This is a genomic window from Enterobacter sp. JUb54 (assembly GCF_014298075.1).
Taxonomy (GTDB): domain Bacteria; phylum Pseudomonadota; class Gammaproteobacteria; order Enterobacterales; family Enterobacteriaceae; genus Klebsiella; species Klebsiella lignicola.
Genome location: NZ_CP060418.1, coordinates 3,993,388 through 4,010,048, shown reverse-complemented (window position 1 = coordinate 4,010,048; position 16,661 = coordinate 3,993,388). Strand labels below are relative to the sequence as shown.

General features: G+C 55.8%; 14 protein-coding genes and 1 pseudogene. 10 read left to right on the top strand and 5 right to left on the bottom strand.

Translation table 11 applies throughout. From position 1 onward, the window contains the following. Positions 1-8: 8 nt before the first annotated feature. Positions 9-1,034 carry a zinc-dependent alcohol dehydrogenase family protein gene (locus HF679_RS18455; RefSeq protein WP_123756994.1) on the bottom strand — a complete coding sequence of 342 codons (1,026 nt, stop codon included), beginning with the start codon at positions 1,032-1,034 and terminating at the stop codon, positions 9-11. A 109-nt stretch (positions 1,035-1,143) separates the two neighbouring features. Between HF679_RS18455 and HF679_RS18450 the strand changes: the two are divergent. Beyond that, a pseudogene (locus HF679_RS18450) lies at positions 1,144-2,081 on the top strand (LysR substrate-binding domain-containing protein). A 33-nt stretch (positions 2,082-2,114) separates the two neighbouring features. Here HF679_RS18450 and gyrB read toward each other — a convergent pair. The 4 genes from gyrB to dnaA form a co-directional block, all read right to left on the bottom strand. Beyond that, a complete protein-coding gene (gene gyrB, locus HF679_RS18445; RefSeq protein WP_123756992.1) occupies positions 2,115-4,529 on the bottom strand; it encodes a DNA topoisomerase (ATP-hydrolyzing) subunit B in 2,415 nt (804 codons plus the stop codon). Between the two features lie 28 nt (positions 4,530-4,557). Further along, positions 4,558-5,631 carry a DNA replication/repair protein RecF gene (recF, locus tag HF679_RS18440; protein WP_123756991.1) on the bottom strand — a complete coding sequence of 358 codons (1,074 nt, stop codon included), beginning with the start codon at positions 5,629-5,631 and terminating at the stop codon, positions 4,558-4,560. Positions 5,632-5,770: 139 nt separating this feature from the next. Next, positions 5,771-6,871 (bottom strand): DNA polymerase III subunit beta, encoded by a 1,101-nt coding sequence (gene dnaN / locus HF679_RS18435; protein WP_123756990.1) that lies wholly within the window; start codon positions 6,869-6,871, stop codon positions 5,771-5,773. A 4-nt stretch (positions 6,872-6,875) separates the two neighbouring features. Beyond that, positions 6,876-8,282 carry a chromosomal replication initiator protein DnaA gene (dnaA, locus tag HF679_RS18430; protein WP_123756989.1) on the bottom strand — a complete coding sequence of 469 codons (1,407 nt, stop codon included), beginning with the start codon at positions 8,280-8,282 and terminating at the stop codon, positions 6,876-6,878. A gap of 621 nt (positions 8,283-8,903) precedes the next feature. On the opposite strand from dnaA, the gene rpmH reads away from it, so the two are divergent. From rpmH to HF679_RS18385, 9 genes are all read left to right on the top strand, one after another. Beyond that, on the top strand, positions 8,904-9,044 hold the full coding sequence (gene rpmH / locus HF679_RS18425; protein WP_004871828.1) for a 50S ribosomal protein L34: 141 nt from the start codon (positions 8,904-8,906) through the stop codon (positions 9,042-9,044). 15 nt (positions 9,045-9,059) lie between these two features. Continuing rightward, positions 9,060-9,419 (top strand): ribonuclease P protein component, encoded by a 360-nt coding sequence (rnpA, locus tag HF679_RS18420; protein ID WP_049264554.1) that lies wholly within the window; start codon positions 9,060-9,062, stop codon positions 9,417-9,419. Continuing rightward, positions 9,383-9,640 (top strand): membrane protein insertion efficiency factor YidD, encoded by a 258-nt coding sequence (gene yidD / locus HF679_RS18415; protein ID WP_123756988.1) that lies wholly within the window; start codon positions 9,383-9,385, stop codon positions 9,638-9,640. The genes rnpA and yidD overlap by 37 nt, the downstream gene beginning before the upstream one ends. A gap of 2 nt (positions 9,641-9,642) precedes the next feature. After that, entirely contained in the window at positions 9,643-11,289 is a 1,647-nt protein-coding gene (yidC, locus tag HF679_RS18410; RefSeq protein WP_123756987.1) for a membrane protein insertase YidC, read from the top strand. Between the two features lie 195 nt (positions 11,290-11,484). After that, complete coding sequence (gene mnmE / locus HF679_RS18405) at positions 11,485-12,849, top strand: tRNA uridine-5-carboxymethylaminomethyl(34) synthesis GTPase MnmE (RefSeq protein WP_123756986.1); 1,365 nt, start codon at positions 11,485-11,487, stop codon at positions 12,847-12,849. Positions 12,850-13,039: 190 nt separating this feature from the next. Next, positions 13,040-14,224, top strand: coding sequence for an MFS transporter (locus HF679_RS18400; protein ID WP_187042278.1), 1,185 nt, complete (start codon positions 13,040-13,042; stop codon positions 14,222-14,224). Beyond that, positions 14,193-15,152 carry an HTH-type transcriptional regulator YidZ gene (gene yidZ / locus HF679_RS18395; protein WP_123756984.1) on the top strand — a complete coding sequence of 320 codons (960 nt, stop codon included), beginning with the start codon at positions 14,193-14,195 and terminating at the stop codon, positions 15,150-15,152. Before HF679_RS18400 ends, yidZ begins: the two co-directional genes overlap by 32 nt. Positions 15,153-15,308: 156 nt before the next feature. Further along, positions 15,309-16,046, top strand: a complete 738-nt coding sequence (locus HF679_RS18390) for a 4'-phosphopantetheinyl transferase family protein (RefSeq protein ID WP_123756983.1) — start codon at positions 15,309-15,311, stop codon at positions 16,044-16,046. Positions 16,047-16,083: 37 nt separating this feature from the next. Then, complete coding sequence (locus tag HF679_RS18385; RefSeq protein WP_187042277.1) at positions 16,084-16,650, top strand: NADPH-dependent FMN reductase; 567 nt, start codon at positions 16,084-16,086, stop codon at positions 16,648-16,650. Positions 16,651-16,661 lie beyond the last annotated feature (11 nt).

The window sequence follows — 16,661 nt, the reverse complement described above, 5'->3', positions numbered from 1 at the left end:
AACCTGGCTCACTCGCGGGTGAGGACGATTTTACCAAACGCCCCACGATCGAGATGTTCAAGCGCCTGTTCAAGCTGGTTAAAGCGGTAGCGCTGCTCGATCACCGGTTTCAACCCGGTCACCTCAACGGCGCGGACGAAATCTTCCAGCGCGCGGCGGTGCCCAACCCCAATTCCCTGAATAACCGGCGATTTCAGCAACAGCTCGCTGGCTGGCAGCGAGATTTCACTCCCGCCCAGAACGCCAATCACCGATATGCGACCATGAACGGCAACGGCTCGCAGGGAATGCCTCAGGTTCTCCCCGCCGACGGTTTCGATAATATGGTCGATACCGCGATCGTCGGTCAGCTGATATATCTCTTCTGCCCAGTCGCCTTTGAGTCGGTTAATGCCGTGATCGGCGCCGAGCTTTTTGGCCTGCGCCAGCTTTTCATCGCTGCCGGAGGTGACAAAAACCTCTGCCCCCTGCGCTTTTGCAATTTGCAGAGCGAATATCGCAACCCCTCCGGTGCCTTGCACCAGCACCGACTGGCCGGCGCGTAAATTCCCGCGTTCCACCAGCGCGAACCAGGCGGTAAGCCCTGCGCAAGGTAAGGTGCTGGCCTCAGCGTCATCCAGCATTTGCGGGGCAGCCACCAGCCCGTTTTCATTCACAATCACGTATTCAGCCAGCATGCCCTGGAAGTAACCCCCAAGCGTTTTATAGGGCAGGTGGCGTGCGTCCGCGACCGGCTTGCCGTCGATCCACTCAGGGAAGAAGGTCGAGATAACGCGATCGCCGGATTTAAAACGCGTGACGCCCGCCCCCGTACTCTCCACCACGCCCGCCATATCCGACGCTGGCGTAAAGGGGAAGGAAAGTGAAATCGGCATAGTGCCTTCAATGACCATTTTATCGCGATAGTTGAGCGCGACGGCGTTCACGCGCACGCGCACTTCACCGGGGCCAGGCCGGGGAACCGGCTCCTGAATGAGTCTGAGATTCTCGCGCCCAAGGGCGTTCATTGACCAGCGTTGCATTGTCTCTGTCATCGTTTTTCTCCTGCCATCAAAAGGCTTCAGTAGCGACAGTTTAGCGTTGACTAACCGTCGCCAGTGGCGATAACTTTTCCCATCATTGACGCCAAAATCGATACAATCTATGACCGATACGCTGAAGGATATTCCCGTTTTCGTGGCCGCCGTTGAGGCGGGAAGTTTTGCGCAGGCGGCAATTCGTCTGCACTTATCTCGTTCGGCGGTGGGCAAGAGCATCGCCCGGCTTGAAGAGCGGCTGGAGGTGCGTCTGTTTCAACGCACAACACGCAGCCAGAGCCTGACGGATAGCGGCGCACTGTTTTATGAGCACTGCCTGCGCGCGCTGGAGGAGATTCGTGGTGCCGAATCGCTGCTGGAAACCGGGAAACAGCAGGTGCGTGGCCGCCTGCGTGTCGCGATGCCCATGCTGTTTGGTCGTCAGTGCATCGCGCCGCTGTTAATTGAGCTGGCACAGGAACATCCGGGGCTTGAGCTGGAAATGTCATTCAGCGACCGGGTGGTGGATCTCATCGAGGAAGGGTTTGATATGGCGGTGCGCAATGGCGCACTGGCAGACAGCACCGTGCTGGCCGCCAGAAGGCTGGGGGAACACAGAATGGTGCTGTGCGCCGCGCCGGATTATCTGATGAATCACGGCCAGCCACACACCATTGCCGATTTACATCAGCATTCGGCCATCAACTATCTGCGCGCCGGTCGGGTTTTGCCCTGGCAACTTGCGGATAACGAAGGAACGCCGCACACAATCGTGCCCCGGTCATCACTGAATATGGATGATTTACAGGCGATCTGCGACGCCGCGCTGGCCGGACACGGCATAGCATGGTTGCCCTGCTGGATGGTGCGCCAGGACCTGCAAAATGGAAAACTCGTCCCGCTGTTCAAGCAGGCAGCTGATGTGCGCTTCCCCGTTCATGCCGTCTGGCAACAAACGGCACATTTGCCCCTGAGGGTGAGAATAGCCATCGACAGGCTGGTGAGTCGCTTGCCGGCAGTGATGTCGCTGGATCCTGACCCGCGCCCATAAAAAAGCCGCGCTGAACGCGCGGCCTGAGTATGACCCTATCGCAACGATTAAATATCGATATTCGCCGCTTTCAGGGCGTTCTCTTCGATAAAGGCACGACGTGGTTCAACGGCATCACCCATCAGGGTGGTGAACAGCTGGTCGGCGGCAATCGCATCCTTCACGGTCACGCGCAGCATGCGACGGCTGTCCGGATCCATGGTGGTTTCCCACAGCTGATCCGGGTTCATCTCGCCCAGACCTTTATAGCGCTGGATAGACAGGCCGCGGCGGGACTCTTTAACCAGCCACTCCAGCGCCTGCTCAAAGCTGGCAACCGGCTGACGGCGCTCGCCACGTTCGATAAACGCGTCGTCTTCGATCAGACCGCGCAGTTTCTCACCCAGGGCACAGATACGACGATATTCGCCGCCGGTGACAAACTCGTGATCCAACGGATAGTCGGTGTCTACGCCGTGAGTACGCACGCGGATAATCGGTTCGAACAGCTGCAGTTCGGTATTTTCGTGAATATCGAACTTCCACTGGCTACCGTGCTGCTCTTTTTCATTCAGATCGCTCACCAGCGCGTTCACCCAACGGGTCACGATCTGCTCATCAGAGAGGTCGGCTTCGTTCAGCGTTGGCTGGTAAATCAGCTCTTTCAGCAGTGATTTCGGGAAGCGACGCTCCATGCGAACAATCATTTTCTGCGTGCCGTTGAATTCGGCTACCAGTTTTTCTAACGCTTCGCCGGCCAGTGCTGGCGCGCTGGCGTTGGTGTGCAGGGTCGCGCCATCCAGAGCGATAGAAATCTGGTACTGGTCCATCGCTTCGTCGTCTTTGATGTACTGTTCCTGCTTGCCTTTCTTCACTTTGTACAGCGGCGGCTGAGCAATGTAGACATGGCCACGCTCAACAATTTCCGGCATCTGACGGTAGAAGAAGGTCAGCAGCAGCGTACGGATGTGCGAGCCATCGACGTCCGCATCGGTCATGATAATGATGCTGTGATAGCGCAGCTTATCCGGGTTGTATTCGTCACGGCCGATACCACAGCCCAGGGCGGTGATCAGCGTCGCCACTTCCTGAGAAGAGAGCATCTTGTCGAAACGGGCTTTCTCAACGTTGAGGATTTTACCCTTCAGCGGCAGAATCGCCTGGTTCTTACGGTTACGACCCTGCTTAGCAGAGCCGCCCGCGGAGTCCCCTTCCACGAGGTACAGTTCGGACAGCGCCGGGTCACGTTCCTGACAGTCAGCCAGTTTGCCCGGCAGGCCTGCCAGGTCCAGCGCGCCTTTACGACGGGTCATTTCACGTGCACGACGCGCGGCTTCACGAGCGCGAGCCGCATCGATAATTTTGCCTACCACGATTTTCGCGTCAGACGGATTTTCCAGCAGGTATTCGTTCAGCAGTTCATTCATCTGCTGTTCAACCGCGGTTTTCACCTCGGAGGAGACCAGTTTGTCTTTGGTCTGCGAGGAGAATTTCGGATCCGGTACCTTCACGGAGACAACGGCAATCAGGCCTTCACGCGCATCGTCGCCGGTGGCGCTGACTTTGGCTTTTTTGCTGTAGCCTTCTTTATCCATATAGGCGTTCAGGGTACGGGTCATCGCCGCGCGGAAGCCCGCAAGGTGAGTACCGCCATCGCGCTGCGGGATGTTGTTGGTGAAGCAGTAGATGTTTTCCTGGAAGCCGTCGTTCCACTGCAGCGCCACTTCGACGCCAATACCGTCTTTTTCGGTGGAGAAGTAGAAGATATTCGGGTGGATCGGCGTTTTGTTCTTATTGAGATACTCAACGAACGCCTTGATGCCGCCTTCGTAGTGGAAATGGTCTTCTTTACCGTCACGCTTGTCGCGCAGGCGGATAGAAACCCCGGAGTTCAGGAACGACAGCTCGCGCAGACGTTTTGCCAGGATCTCGTATTCGAACTCGACAACGTTGGTGAAGGTTTCATAGCTTGGCCAGAAACGTACCATGGTGCCGGTTTTTTCGGTCTCACCGGTCACTGCCAGCGGAGCCTGCGGCACACCGTGCGCATAGATCTGACGGTGAACTTTATTGTCGCGCTGAATAACCAGCTCCAGCTTCTGCGACAGGGCGTTAACCACGGAAACGCCTACGCCGTGCAGGCCGCCGGAAACTTTATAAGAGTTATCATCGAATTTACCGCCTGCGTGCAGGACGGTCATGATGACTTCTGCCGCCGATACGCCCTCTTCCGGGTGAATACCGGTCGGAATACCGCGTCCGTCATCCTGTACGGAGACGGAGTTATCGCTATGGATGGTGACAACGATATCTTTACAGTAACCTGCGAGCGCTTCGTCGATAGCGTTATCCACAACCTCGAATACCATGTGGTGCAGACCGGTGCCGTCATCCGTGTCGCCGATATACATACCCGGGCGCTTACGCACCGCATCCAGCCCTTTCAGGACTTTGATACTGGAGGAGTCATAAGAATTCGACATCAACGTTTCTCGCTCATTTAAACTTAGGTTAATCCGTTATTTTACCCTTTTCCACGGTGAACATCTTCGAATTTTTGTCCGACATGTCCATTACGTGTTCAGCGCTGATGGCGCTGACGAAAACCTGCGACTGCGTGGCTTTTAAGCGGCTGGCAAGCAGACCGCGCCGTGCGTCGTCCAGTTCCGAGGCAAAATCATCTATCAGATACAGACAGCGTCTTCCGCTTTCGCGGGTTAGAAACTCTCCCTGCGCCAGTCGTAGCGCGCACATCAGGAGTTTAAGCTGCCCACGTGACAAGGTATCTTCGACCGGCGCGCCATCGGCACGAATGCGGAAATCCGCTTTGTGCGGGCCGTGGGCGGTGTAGGTCAGCATGCGGTCACGCTCGAAATTCCGCTCCAGCACTTCGGAGTAATCCGTTTCTTTCTCCCAGCCGCGCTGGAAGGAGAAGGCCAGAGAGAATTCAGGTAAAAACTGCTTACAGGTATCCGCCATGTCTTCGACGATAGCGGCGCTATATTCGGCACGCCAACGGCTGATTTGTTCCGCCAGCGGAATAAGTTCCTGATCCCAGGGCCGTATCTGAGCATAGCGACTGACCTGGCGCAACGCGGCATTGCGCTGCTTCAGCAGGCGCTTGAGGTTGCTCCAGGCGGTAAAGAACCCGGCTTCATTGTGAAAGCATCCCCAGTCAAGGAAGGCTCTTCTGTATTTGGGGCCGCCGTTGAGTAAAGTAAACCCTTCAGGCGTAATCAGCTGCATCGGCATCAGGTGCGCCAGCTCCGCCACCTTGTGGCCATCGGTGCCGTCAATCCGCACCTTGCTGTCGCCCTGCTTATCTTTGGTCAGGCCGATGGAGACTTCACGCTCGCCGCCCTGCAGACGTCCGTGCAGAATAAACGACTCTTGTTCGTGACGGATCACCCGGCCAATCTGCAAACTGCGAAACGCCCGGCCGTGGCCAAGCGTATAGATAGCTTCCAGCACGCTGGTTTTACCGCTGCCGTTGGCACCCACCAGGAAGTTAAAGCCAGGGGATAGAGCGAGATCCGCATTTTCAATATTGCGGAAGTCTTTGATTAGAAGTCGGGAAAGCGACATATCAGCTCATAACCAGGGCGTTATCGTCGCCGTTAGTCTGGTTACGGCCAGCGCACAGCAACCGGAGCGTACTGAAGTACGTGAGGATTGCGAGCACTGCCCGGAGCCAGAATAACAAGTAAGATAGCCCGATACTTTTCTATAAACGCATTGGCATGACAACGTAAGCCGCGCTCTGACTGGCTGCATCTTCAATCTGGACGCTTGAAACGGAGTCGGTCAGCAGAATACGGACGTTTTCGCACTTCAGCGCATTCAGCACATCCAGCACGTAGCTGACGTTAAAGCCGATTTCCATCTCGCTGCCGGAGTAAGAAACATCAAGAATTTCTTCTGCTTCTTCCTGTTCCGGGTTATTGGCGGTGATTTTCAGCTGGTTTTCACTGACATACAGACGCACGCCGCGGAATTTTTCGTTCGAGAGGATCGCCGCGCGGGCAAAAGCCTGCTTCAGAATATCGCAGCCGGCATCGAGGTGCTTGTCCGGGTTTTTCGGCAATACGCGGCGATAATCCGGGAAACGACCGTCAACCAGCTTCGAAGTGAAGATAAAATCACCGACGTGGGCGCGAATATTATTGCTGCCAATCTGCACGCGCAGCGGCGTATCGCCGCCATCCAGCATGCGCATCAGCTCAATCACCCCTTTACGCGGCACGATCACCGAATGGTTCGGCAACGATTCGCCCAGCGGCATTGAACAGACCGCCAGGCGGTGTCCGTCAGTGGCAACGGTACGCAGTTCGTCACCTTCGGTTTCAAACAGCATGCCGTTTAAGTAGTAGCGAACATCCTGATGCGCCATCGAAAACTGCGTGGCTTCAATCAGACGCTTCATGGTCGCCTGCGGCAGGGTAAATTCAACTTCGCTCTGCCAGTCATCAAGGTTCGGGAAATCCGCTGCGGGCAGGGTCGACAGAGAGAAACGGCTGCGCCCGGAGCGTACCAGCATCCGGTCGCCCTCCAGCTGTACCGCAATCTCCGCGCCTTCGGGCAGACCGCGGCAGATATCAAAAAATTTACGTGCCGGAACGGTGGTTGCACCCGCATCATGCGGCTGAATCAGCGCAACGCGCGCCACCATTTCCATTTCAAGGTCCGTGCCGGTCAGCGACAAGGCGCCATCCGAAACCTGAAGCAGCAGGTTACCGAGAATGGGCAGCGTCGGACGGCCACCTAAGGGACCGCTCACCTGTTGCAGCGGTTTTAATAAATGTTCACGTTCTACGGTAAATTTCATAGCGTCACGAGGATAATGTTCTGATTAAATTGGAAAAATCTTCTTTGATATCATGGCTTTCTTCACGCAACTGCTCAATCTTACGGCATGCATGCAGCACGGTGGTATGGTCGCGGCCGCCAAACGCATCGCCGATTTCCGGCAGGCTGTGGTTGGTCAGCTCTTTCGCCAGCGCCATCGCCATCTGGCGTGGTCGCGCCACCGAACGGGAGCGGCGTTTAGACAGCAAATCCGCTACCTTAATCTTGTAGTACTCCGCCACCGTCTTTTGAATATTGTCGATAGTGACCAGTTTTTCCTGCAGAGCCAGCAGATCGCGCAGCGCTTCGCGCACGAAATCGATGGTGATCGCCCGTCCGGTAAAGTTGGCGTTGGCGATAACGCGGTTCAGTGCCCCTTCCAGCTCACGCACGTTTGAACGTAAACGCTTGGCAATAAAGAAGGCGACTTCACCCGGCAGACGAATGTCGTTTTCGTCGGCCTTTTTCATCAGGATCGCTACGCGGGTTTCCAGCTCAGGCGGCTCGATCGCCACCGTCAGGCCCCAACCGAAGCGGGATTTCAGACGATCCTCAACACCATTGATCTCTTTTGGATAACGATCCGACGTCAGAATGATCTGCTGATTACCTTCCAGCAGGGCATTAAAGGTGTGGAAGAACTCTTCCTGAGAACGTTCTTTATTAGCAAAGAACTGAATATCATCGATCAGCAGGGCGTCTACGGAGCGGTAGTAGCGTTTGAACTCTTCAATGGCGTTGTTCTGCAAGGCTTTAACCATGTCCTGAACAAAACGCTCGGAGTGCATATAAACCACTTTGGCGTTCGGTTTGCGCGCGACGATGCCGTTACCGACCGCGTGCAACAGGTGGGTTTTACCCAGACCGGTACCACCATAAAGGAATAAAGGGTTATAGGCGCCGCCAGGATTATCCGCGACCTGACGTGCTGCGGCACGGGCCAGCTGGTTCGACTTACCTTCAACAAAGTTATCAAAGGTATGTTTGACGTTAACGTTAGAGCGGTAGGTCGGTTCCGCCGGTGCCGGGACGTTATCCCAGCCTGGACGCACGATGGTTGGCGCCACGCGCGCCGTCTGCACCTGTGCCGCCGGTACGGTGGCCGCAACGTTGCTCGTTACCGCGCCTCTTTGCGCCTGTACCGCCGGACGTGTGCCGACTTCAAATCGCAGCTGTGGGGCATCAGCACCGCAAAAATCATTGAGGAGTCCATTGATATTATTGAGGTATTTATCCCTTACCCAATCGAGCACAAAACGGTTTGGCGCATACAGTGCCAGCGTGTTATCGCTCAATTCCGCCTGCAACGGGCGTATCCACATACTGAATTCTGTGGCTGGTAACTCATCCTGCAATCGGGCAAGACACTGCTGCCAAAGCGAAAGTGACACGGCGGACTCCACTCGAACATAAAATCGATATAAAGAAAAAAAGAAACAATCGTGATTGTTGGCACACGTCGACAAGACCCTGCATTGGCCGAAAAGCCCCTGCACAAAAGGGGTGACGCGCGAACCGCTATCTGCGGTATTTATCCGATGCGGATCGGTAGATCGCGATCAGGACCGGGGATCATAGCCTAAACTGAGAAAGAGATCTTCTGTTTCTCAACAGATTCTTCCCGATTTATCCACAGGAAGGATCAAAGCCGGGTAAGTGTAATCGATCCAGCGCAGAGTGGGGGACGATTTCAGCCACATATCGGAAAATTTAATGAGCTAAGTCGGTTTTGGGTCTAAACGATCTAACAAAGATCCTTTACGATCCTTGCGCTTTACCCGTCAGGCCGTATAATCCTCCACCCGGCGCGTAATGCCCGTTTTCCGTCGACTGTCGCCGGTCATTTTTTGTGCGACAACGTGCGAGAAATAAGGAAAGAGAATTGACTCCGGAGTGTACAATTATTACAATCCGGCCTCTTTAATCACCATCGCTGAGGCGTAAGTCGTTCGAAGTTCGTTCGGGTATACGCAAAAGTCAGTGAATTTATTCAAGTTTAGGTAGAAACCGCCATGAAACGCACTTTTCAACCGTCTGTACTGAAGCGCAACCGTTCTCACGGCTTCCGTGCACGTATGGCTACTAAAAATGGTCGTCAGGTTCTGGCACGTCGTCGTGCTAAAAGCCGTGCTCGTCTGACCGTTTCCAAGTAATAAAGCTAACCCTGCGTGGTTAAGCTCGCATTTCCCAGGGAGTTACGTTTGTTAACTCCCAGTCATTTCACTTTCGTCTTCCAGCAGCCACAACGGGCTGGCACGCCGCAAATCACCATCCTCGGCCGCCTGAATTCGCTGGGGCATCCCCGCATCGGTCTTACCGTCGCCAAGAAAAACGTCAAGCGCGCGCATGAACGCAATCGGATTAAACGTCTGACGCGTGAAAGCTTTCGTTTGCGTCAACATGAACTCCCGCCTATGGATTTCGTGGTGGTGGCAAAAAAAGGGGTTGCTGACCTCGATAACCGTGCTCTCTCGGAAGCGTTGGAAAAATTATGGCGCCGCCATTGTCGCCTGGCTCCAGGGTCCTGATAGGCCTTATCCGGGTCTATCAGCGCCTGATTAGTCCGCTACTCGGGCCGCATTGTCGTTTCACGCCTACCTGTTCTCAGTACGGAATTGAGGCCTTGCGCAGGTTTGGAATGATAAAAGGCAGTTGGTTGACAGTGAAACGCGTATTAAAATGCCACCCTTTACACCCTGGTGGTGACGACCCCGTCCCGCCTGGACCATTTGATACCAGAGAACACTAACGATGGATTCGCAACGCAATCTTCTTATCATCGCTTTGTTGTTCGTGTCTTTCATGATCTGGCAAGCCTGGGAGCAGGATAACAATCCTCAAGCCCAGCAGCAGACCACGCAGACTACGACCACAGCAGCGGGTAGCGCCGCAGACCAGGGCGTACCGGCCAGTGGCCAAGGGAAACTGATTACGGTTAAAACTGACGTGCTGGAGCTGACTATCAACACCCGTGGTGGTGATATTGAGCAATCTCTGCTTCCGACTTACCCGAAAGCACTGAAGTCAGACGAACCGTTCCAGTTACTGGAAACCACGCCACAGTTTATCTATCAGGCACAGAGCGGCTTAACCGGTCGTGATGGCCCGGATAACCCGGCTAACGGCCCACGTCCGCTGTATAACGTCGATAAAGATGCGTTTGTACTGGCCGAAGGCCAGAACGAAATCGTCGTTCCGCTGACCTATACCGATAAAGCTGGCAACGTATTCACCAAAACCTTCACCCTGAAACGCGGTGATTATGCGGTGAACGTGAGCTATAACGTACAGAACACCAGTGAAAAACCGCTGGAAGTTTCGACGTTCGGTCAGCTGAAACAAACGGCAGCACTGCCGACCAGCCGTGATACGCAAACCGGTGGCCTGTCCACCATGCACACTTTCCGTGGCGCCGCGTATTCCACTTCTGAGTCGAAGTACGAAAAATATAAATTCGATACCATCATCGATAACGAGAACCTGAACACCAACACCAAAAACGGTTGGGTTGCCATGCTGCAGCAGTACTTTACGACAGCATGGGTTCCGGAAAATAACGGTACGAATAACTTCTACACCTCGAACCTTGGCAACGGTGTTGTCGCTATCGGCTATAAATCTCAGCCGGTACTGGTTCAGCCAGGACAGACCGACAAGCTGCAAAGCGTACTGTGGGTTGGCCCGGCAATTCAGGACAAAATGGCAGCCGTTGCGCCGCACCTGGATCTGACCGTTGACTACGGCTGGTTGTGGTTCATCTCTCAGCCGCTGTTCAAGCTGCTGAAATGGATCCATAGCTTCCTGGGCAACTGGGGCTTCTCGATCATCGTTATTACCTTTATCGTTCGTGGCATCATGTACCCGCTGACCAAAGCGCAGTACACCTCCATGGCGAAGATGCGTATGCTGCAGCCGAAAATTCAGGCAATGCGTGAGCGTCTTGGTGATGATAAACAGCGTCAAAGTCAGGAAATGATGGCGCTGTATAAAGCTGAGAAGGTTAACCCGCTGGGTGGCTGCTTCCCGCTGATTATCCAGATGCCAATCTTCCTTGCGCTGTACTACATGCTGAGCGCCTCGGTTGAACTGCGTCATGCGCCGTTTATCCTGTGGATCCACGACCTGTCTGCACAAGACCCGTACTACATCCTGCCGATCATCATGGGCGCCACGATGTTCTTCATTCAGAAGATGTCGCCGACCACCGTGACCGACCCAATGCAGCAGAAGATCATGACCTTTATGCCGGTCATCTTCACGGTGTTCTTCCTGTGGTTCCCGTCTGGTCTGGTGGTTTACTATATCGTCAGCAACCTGGTCACCATTATTCAGCAGCAGCTGATTTATCGTGGTCTGGAGAAACGTGGGCTGCATAGCCGCGAGAAGAAAAAGAGCTAATACTCTTCATTCTTCAAGCCGCTGATGCGTTGGCTTCGTTAGTTCGCCCCAGTCACTTACTTCAGTAAGTTCCTGGGGCCTCGCTAACCTGCCGCTTTCCCGCAGCTTGAATTATTTTGAGTATCTACGGTAGTAGTTAATGCCAGAGAAGGCGGTCAATAGACCGCCTTTTTTACATTTACATAGAGAGTCATCATGAGCCATAACGACACGATCGTCGCCCAGGCAACCCCACCGGGACGCGGTGGTGTGGGCATTCTGCGTATCTCTGGCCTGAAGGCACGCGACGTGGCACAGGCGGTGCTGGGCAAACTGCCAAAGCCGCGCTATGCCGATTATCTGCCTTTTAAAGATGCCGACGGTACGCCGCTGGATCAGGGGATTGCGCTATGGTTCCCCGGCCCGAACTCCTTTACCGGTGAAGATGTGCTGGAGCTCCAGGGCCACGGTGGCCCGGTCATTCTCGACCTGCTGCTCAAACGCATTCTGACCCTGCCAGGTTTACGCATTGCCAACCCCGGCGAGTTCTCCGAGCGCGCGTTTTTGAACGACAAGCTCGATTTAGCCCAGGCTGAAGCGATTGCTGACCTGATTGACGCCAGCTCCGAGCAGGCGGCACGTTCCGCGCTGAACTCCCTGCAGGGCGCATTCTCCACGCGTGTAAACCATCTTGTGGAAGCACTCACTCACCTGCGCATCTACGTGGAAGCGGCCATAGACTTCCCGGATGAGGAGATAGACTTCCTCTCCGACGGGAAAATCGAAGCCCAGCTCAACGGCGTGATCGCCGATCTCGATGCCGTTCGCGCTGAAGCGCGCCAGGGCAGCCTGCTGCGTGAAGGGATGAAAGTGGTCATTGCCGGTCGCCCGAACGCCGGGAAATCGAGCCTGCTGAACGCGCTGGCCGGGCGTGAAGCAGCGATTGTCACCGACATCGCCGGAACCACCCGTGACGTCCTGCGCGAGCATATCCATATTGACGGTATGCCGCTGCATATCATCGATACTGCCGGCCTGCGTGATGCCAGCGATGAAGTTGAGCGCATCGGTATTGAGCGCGCCTGGCAGGAGATCGAGCAGGCCGACCGGGTACTATTTATGGTCGATGGCACCACCACCAGCGCCATCGATCCGGCGGAAATCTGGCCGGACTTTATCGAACGCTTGCCGGCGAAACTGCCGATTACGGTGGTGCGCAACAAAGCCGACGTCACTGGCGAAACGCTGGGCCTCAGTGAAGTGAATGGCCACTCACTGATCCGTCTGTCGGCGCGCACCGGTGAAGGCGTGGATGTTCTGCGCAATCATCTTAAGCAGAGCATGGGCTTTGAAACCAATATGGAAGGCGGCTTCCTTGCCCGTCGTCGCCACCTGCAGGCGCTATCCGACGCGGCCAACCATCTGCAGCAGGGTAAAGCCCAGCTGCTTGGCGCGTGGGCCGGCGAGCTGCTGGCGGAAGAGCTGCGCCTCGCCCAGCAGGCGTTAAGCGAAATCACCGGCGAATTTACCTCCGATGATCTGCTGGGACGGATTTTCTCCAGCTTCTGTATCGGTAAATAAGCGCGGTAAGTGAGTCTTGACTAACCCGCGTTAACACATTGTTAACGCGGGTTTTTCCGTTTTAGCGCCCTCTCACCCTGCGATCTGCAGGAGGGTTTTTCCTCTCAGGAAATCATTGTTGTCCAAATGGCAACTCGTGCTGCCATGCAATAGCCATTACTCTGTACCCCACTATTTTCCCGGGGGTCTTATGGCACGCTTTCTGATCTGTAGTTTTGCGCTGGTTTTGCTCTATCCATCCGGCATCGATATGTATCTGGTGGGGCTGCCGCGGATTGCGCAGGATCTCGGTGCCAGCGAAGCGCAGCTGCATATCGCGTTCTCGGTCTATCTGGCCGGTATGGCCGCCGCGATGCTGTTTGCCGGCAGAATTGCCGATAAATCCGGGCGTAAGCCGGTCGCGCTGTTCGGCTCGTCGGTGTTTATTCTCGCCTCCGTGCTCTGCGCACATGCGCATACCAGCGACCTCTTTCTGGTTGGGCGCTTTATGCAGGGCATCGGTGCCGGAAGCTGCTACGTGGTCGCTTTCGCCGTCCTGCGCGATACCCTCGACGATCGCCGCCGTGCGAAAGTCCTGTCGCTGTTGAACGGCATCACCTGCATTATCCCGGTTCTGGCGCCGGTACTGGGCCACCTGATTATGCTGAAGTACCCGTGGCAAAGCCTGTTCTATACCATGACCGGCATGGGGGTGATGGTCGGCCTGTTCTCGGTCTTTCTCCTGCGGGAAACGCGACCGGCAGCACCTTCGCTGGCGACCGCCGGGCAGGATACGGTTGCTGAATCACTGCTGAACCGCTTTTTCCTCAGCCGCATCGCCATTACCACCCTCAGCGTTACGGCGATCCTCACCTACGTGAATGTCTCGCCGGTATTGATGATGGAAGAGATGGGGTTCGATCGCGGGCAATATTCAATGGCGATGGCCTTAATGGCGCTGGTGAGCATGATGGTGTCGTTCTCCACTCCCTTCGCCCTCACGATATTTAAACCCCGCACCCTGATGCTGACCTCGCAGGTGATGTTCCTGCTTGCCGGTGTCTTGCTCAGCCTCGCCACCAGCCAGACCGTCACCCTGCTGGGCCTGGCGCTGATTTGCGCCGGCTTCTCGGTGGGGTTTGGCGTGGCCATGAGCCAGGCGCTGGGGCCATTTACCCTGCGGGCGGGCGTAGCCAGCTCCGTCCTGGGGATTGCTCAGGTCTGCGGTTCGTCGTTGTGGATTTGGCTGGCGGCGATTGTGGGGCTGAGTGCAATGAATATGCTGATCGGGATACTCATTGGCTGTAGCATAGTGAGCCTTGTACTGATTCTGGCCACCTCCCCAGCACGGGTCGCGCAACACTATGAAGAAGCCCCTGTCGAGTCTCGATCTTAATTTATTACTCTGCCTGCAGCTTCTGACGCAGGAGCATAGCGTGACCCGCACGGCGAAACGGATGAACGTTTCGCCGTCGGCGGTGAGCAAATCGTTAGCCAAGCTGCGCGCATGGTTTGACGATCCCTTGTTTGTCAAAACCCCGCTCGGCCTGTCACCGACGCCATTGATGTCCAGCATGGAGCAGGATCTGGCGGACTGGATGCAGATCGGTCACCAGATCCTCGATAAGCCTCATCATGCCACGCCAAGCGGCCTGAAGTTCGAACTGGCGGCGGAATCACCGCTGCTGATGATCCTGTTTAACACCCTGTCGCAGCAGATCTATCAGCGCTATCCCCAGGCGCTGATCCGCCTGCGTAACTGGGATTACGACTCGCTGGACGCGATTATTCGCGGCGAGGTCGACATCGGCTTTTGCGGGCGGGAAACGCATCCCCGCTCACGGGAGCAGTTAAGCCAGCTACCGTGGTATATCGATTTTGACGTCCTGTTTACCGACCTGCCTCAGGTCTGGCTACGTGAAGATCACCCGGCCCTCGCCGAGGAGTGGAATCTGGAGACCTTTTTGCGCTACCCGCATATCAATATCAGCTGGGAGCAGAGCGATACCTGGGCGCTGGATGACATTCTGCACGATATGGGGCACAAACGGACCGTCGCGTTAACCTTGCCGGGCTTTGAGCAGTCGCTGTTTATGGCGGCCCAGCCACATCACACCATGCTGGCCACCGCGCCGCGCTATTGCCATCACTACAACCGTCAGCACCACCTCCCGCTGGTGTCGCGCCCGCTGCCGCTGGAGCCTCAGCTCCTGGAAAAAACGCGCGTGCCGTTCACCCTGCTGTGGCATAAACGCAATAGCAACAACCCGAAGATCGTCTGGCTCAGAGAGACCCTCAAACAGCTCTATCAGGGCCCGTTATAAGCCGATTTTGTTGCTCTTCCTCTCCTGCCTGCGCAAGAAATTGTAAAGTTCGCATAAATACCCTTTTCAAGGGGGGAATTCCGCATTAAAACCTATTAATACCAGGTGATAATAGACCTCAGAATTTTCCAATGACCATTAATCACGGAGCGACGAATGGCAACGCATTTTGCAAGAGGGATACTCAGCACCAGGGAGCCGCTATCGACACGACTGTCAGCGGCCTGCTATCAATCAGCCCAGCGCCTGCCCGAGTATCGGCAGAGCCGCTACCGCGCATCACGTTCACTGCTCGCCGAGCTGCTGTTTATGCTGTATGGCATTAGCGAGCTGCCCGATATCATCACCGACGACAATGGCCGACCGGTCTTTTCCGATCCCAATCTGCCGCGCTTTTCCATCTCTTATGCCGGGAATATTGTCGGCGTCGCGCTGACCACCGAAGGCGACTGTGGGCTGGATATGGAACTCCAGCACGCCTCGCGCGGGATCCATCCGCTGCACGACCCTAACCGCTATGTATTCAACAGCAATGAGAACTTGTGGATTAACATCCAGCACGATCCCGATGAAGCACGCGCCCAGCTGGTAGCGCTGCGTCGGAGCGCGCTGAAGCTGACCGGTGAAGACCCGGTGCGCCTGCAGCTACTGCCCGGCGCGGGTCGCCTGCGAACCACCAACATACAGCCTGTAGAGGCCCTCTGCGATGCAGAAACGGTGCTGGTGTGGTCCATTGCCGCCACCCCCGCCATCGGCCAGCTCAAAGTCTGGGAATATCATCATCAGGAAGGCTGGCGTAATCTGCCGGACGCCCAGATGCGGGCAAAAGAGTCCGCCGCCCGGTTGATGCGTTTTACCAGCCTCCCCGTAGAAAAAGCACTCTCCCTCAACTGACCGGTCAGTCCGGCCATCATGATGCAAAGGAGCAATCATGTCTGATACGTTGAAAGTTGTTACGTTACTCGGAAGTCTGCGCAAAGGGTCTTTTAATGGCATGGTCGCCCGCACCCTGCCAGGGATCGCGCCGGCGAACATGGCGATCTCCGCGCTGCCATCCATTGGCGACATCCCGCTTTATGACGCGGATTTTCAGCAGGAAGAGGGATTCCCGCAAAGCGTGCAGGATATTGCGCAGCAGATTCGTGAAGCTGACGGCGTTGTTATCGTGACGCCGGAGTACAACTATTCGGTGCCGGGCGGCCTGAAGAATGCGATTGACTGGCTGTCGCGTCTGCCTGAGCAGCCGCTATCCGGCAAGCCGGTGCTGATCCAAACCAGTTCGATGGGGGCTATCGGCGGCGCGCGCTGCCAGTATCACCTGCGCCAGATTCTGGTGTTCCTCGACGCAATGGTGATGAACAAACCGGAGTTTATGGGCGGCGTGATTCAGAACAAAGTTGACCCGCAGTCGGGCGAGGTGGTCGATCAGAGCACGCTCGATCATCTGAGCGGACAGCTGAGCGCCTTTGGTGAGCATATTCAGCGTGTGAAAGCGTAAGTAAATCACCC

Bases quoted from the DNA above. Each gene is read 5' to 3' on its own strand.
- HF679_RS18455 (WP_123756994.1), bottom strand. From the start codon at position 1,034: ATGACAGAGACAATGCAACGCTGGTCAATGAACGCCCTTGGGCGCGAG.
- yidZ (WP_123756984.1), top strand. From the start codon at position 14,193: ATGAAGAAGCCCCTGTCGAGTCTCGATCTTAATTTATTACTCTGCCTG.
- rpmH (WP_004871828.1), top strand. From the start codon at position 8,904: ATGAAACGCACTTTTCAACCGTCTGTACTGAAGCGCAACCGTTCTCAC.
- dnaN (WP_123756990.1), bottom strand. From the start codon at position 6,871: ATGAAATTTACCGTAGAACGTGAACATTTATTAAAACCGCTGCAACAG.
- gyrB (WP_123756992.1), bottom strand. From the start codon at position 4,529: ATGTCGAATTCTTATGACTCCTCCAGTATCAAAGTCCTGAAAGGGCTG.
- HF679_RS18390 (WP_123756983.1), top strand. From the start codon at position 15,309: ATGGCAACGCATTTTGCAAGAGGGATACTCAGCACCAGGGAGCCGCTA.
- mnmE (WP_123756986.1), top strand. From the start codon at position 11,485: ATGAGCCATAACGACACGATCGTCGCCCAGGCAACCCCACCGGGACGC.
- HF679_RS18400 (WP_187042278.1), top strand. From the start codon at position 13,040: ATGGCACGCTTTCTGATCTGTAGTTTTGCGCTGGTTTTGCTCTATCCA.
- yidD (WP_123756988.1), top strand. From the start codon at position 9,383: ATGGCGCCGCCATTGTCGCCTGGCTCCAGGGTCCTGATAGGCCTTATC.
- HF679_RS18385 (WP_187042277.1), top strand. From the start codon at position 16,084: ATGTCTGATACGTTGAAAGTTGTTACGTTACTCGGAAGTCTGCGCAAA.
- yidC (WP_123756987.1), top strand. From the start codon at position 9,643: ATGGATTCGCAACGCAATCTTCTTATCATCGCTTTGTTGTTCGTGTCT.
- recF (WP_123756991.1), bottom strand. From the start codon at position 5,631: ATGTCGCTTTCCCGACTTCTAATCAAAGACTTCCGCAATATTGAAAAT.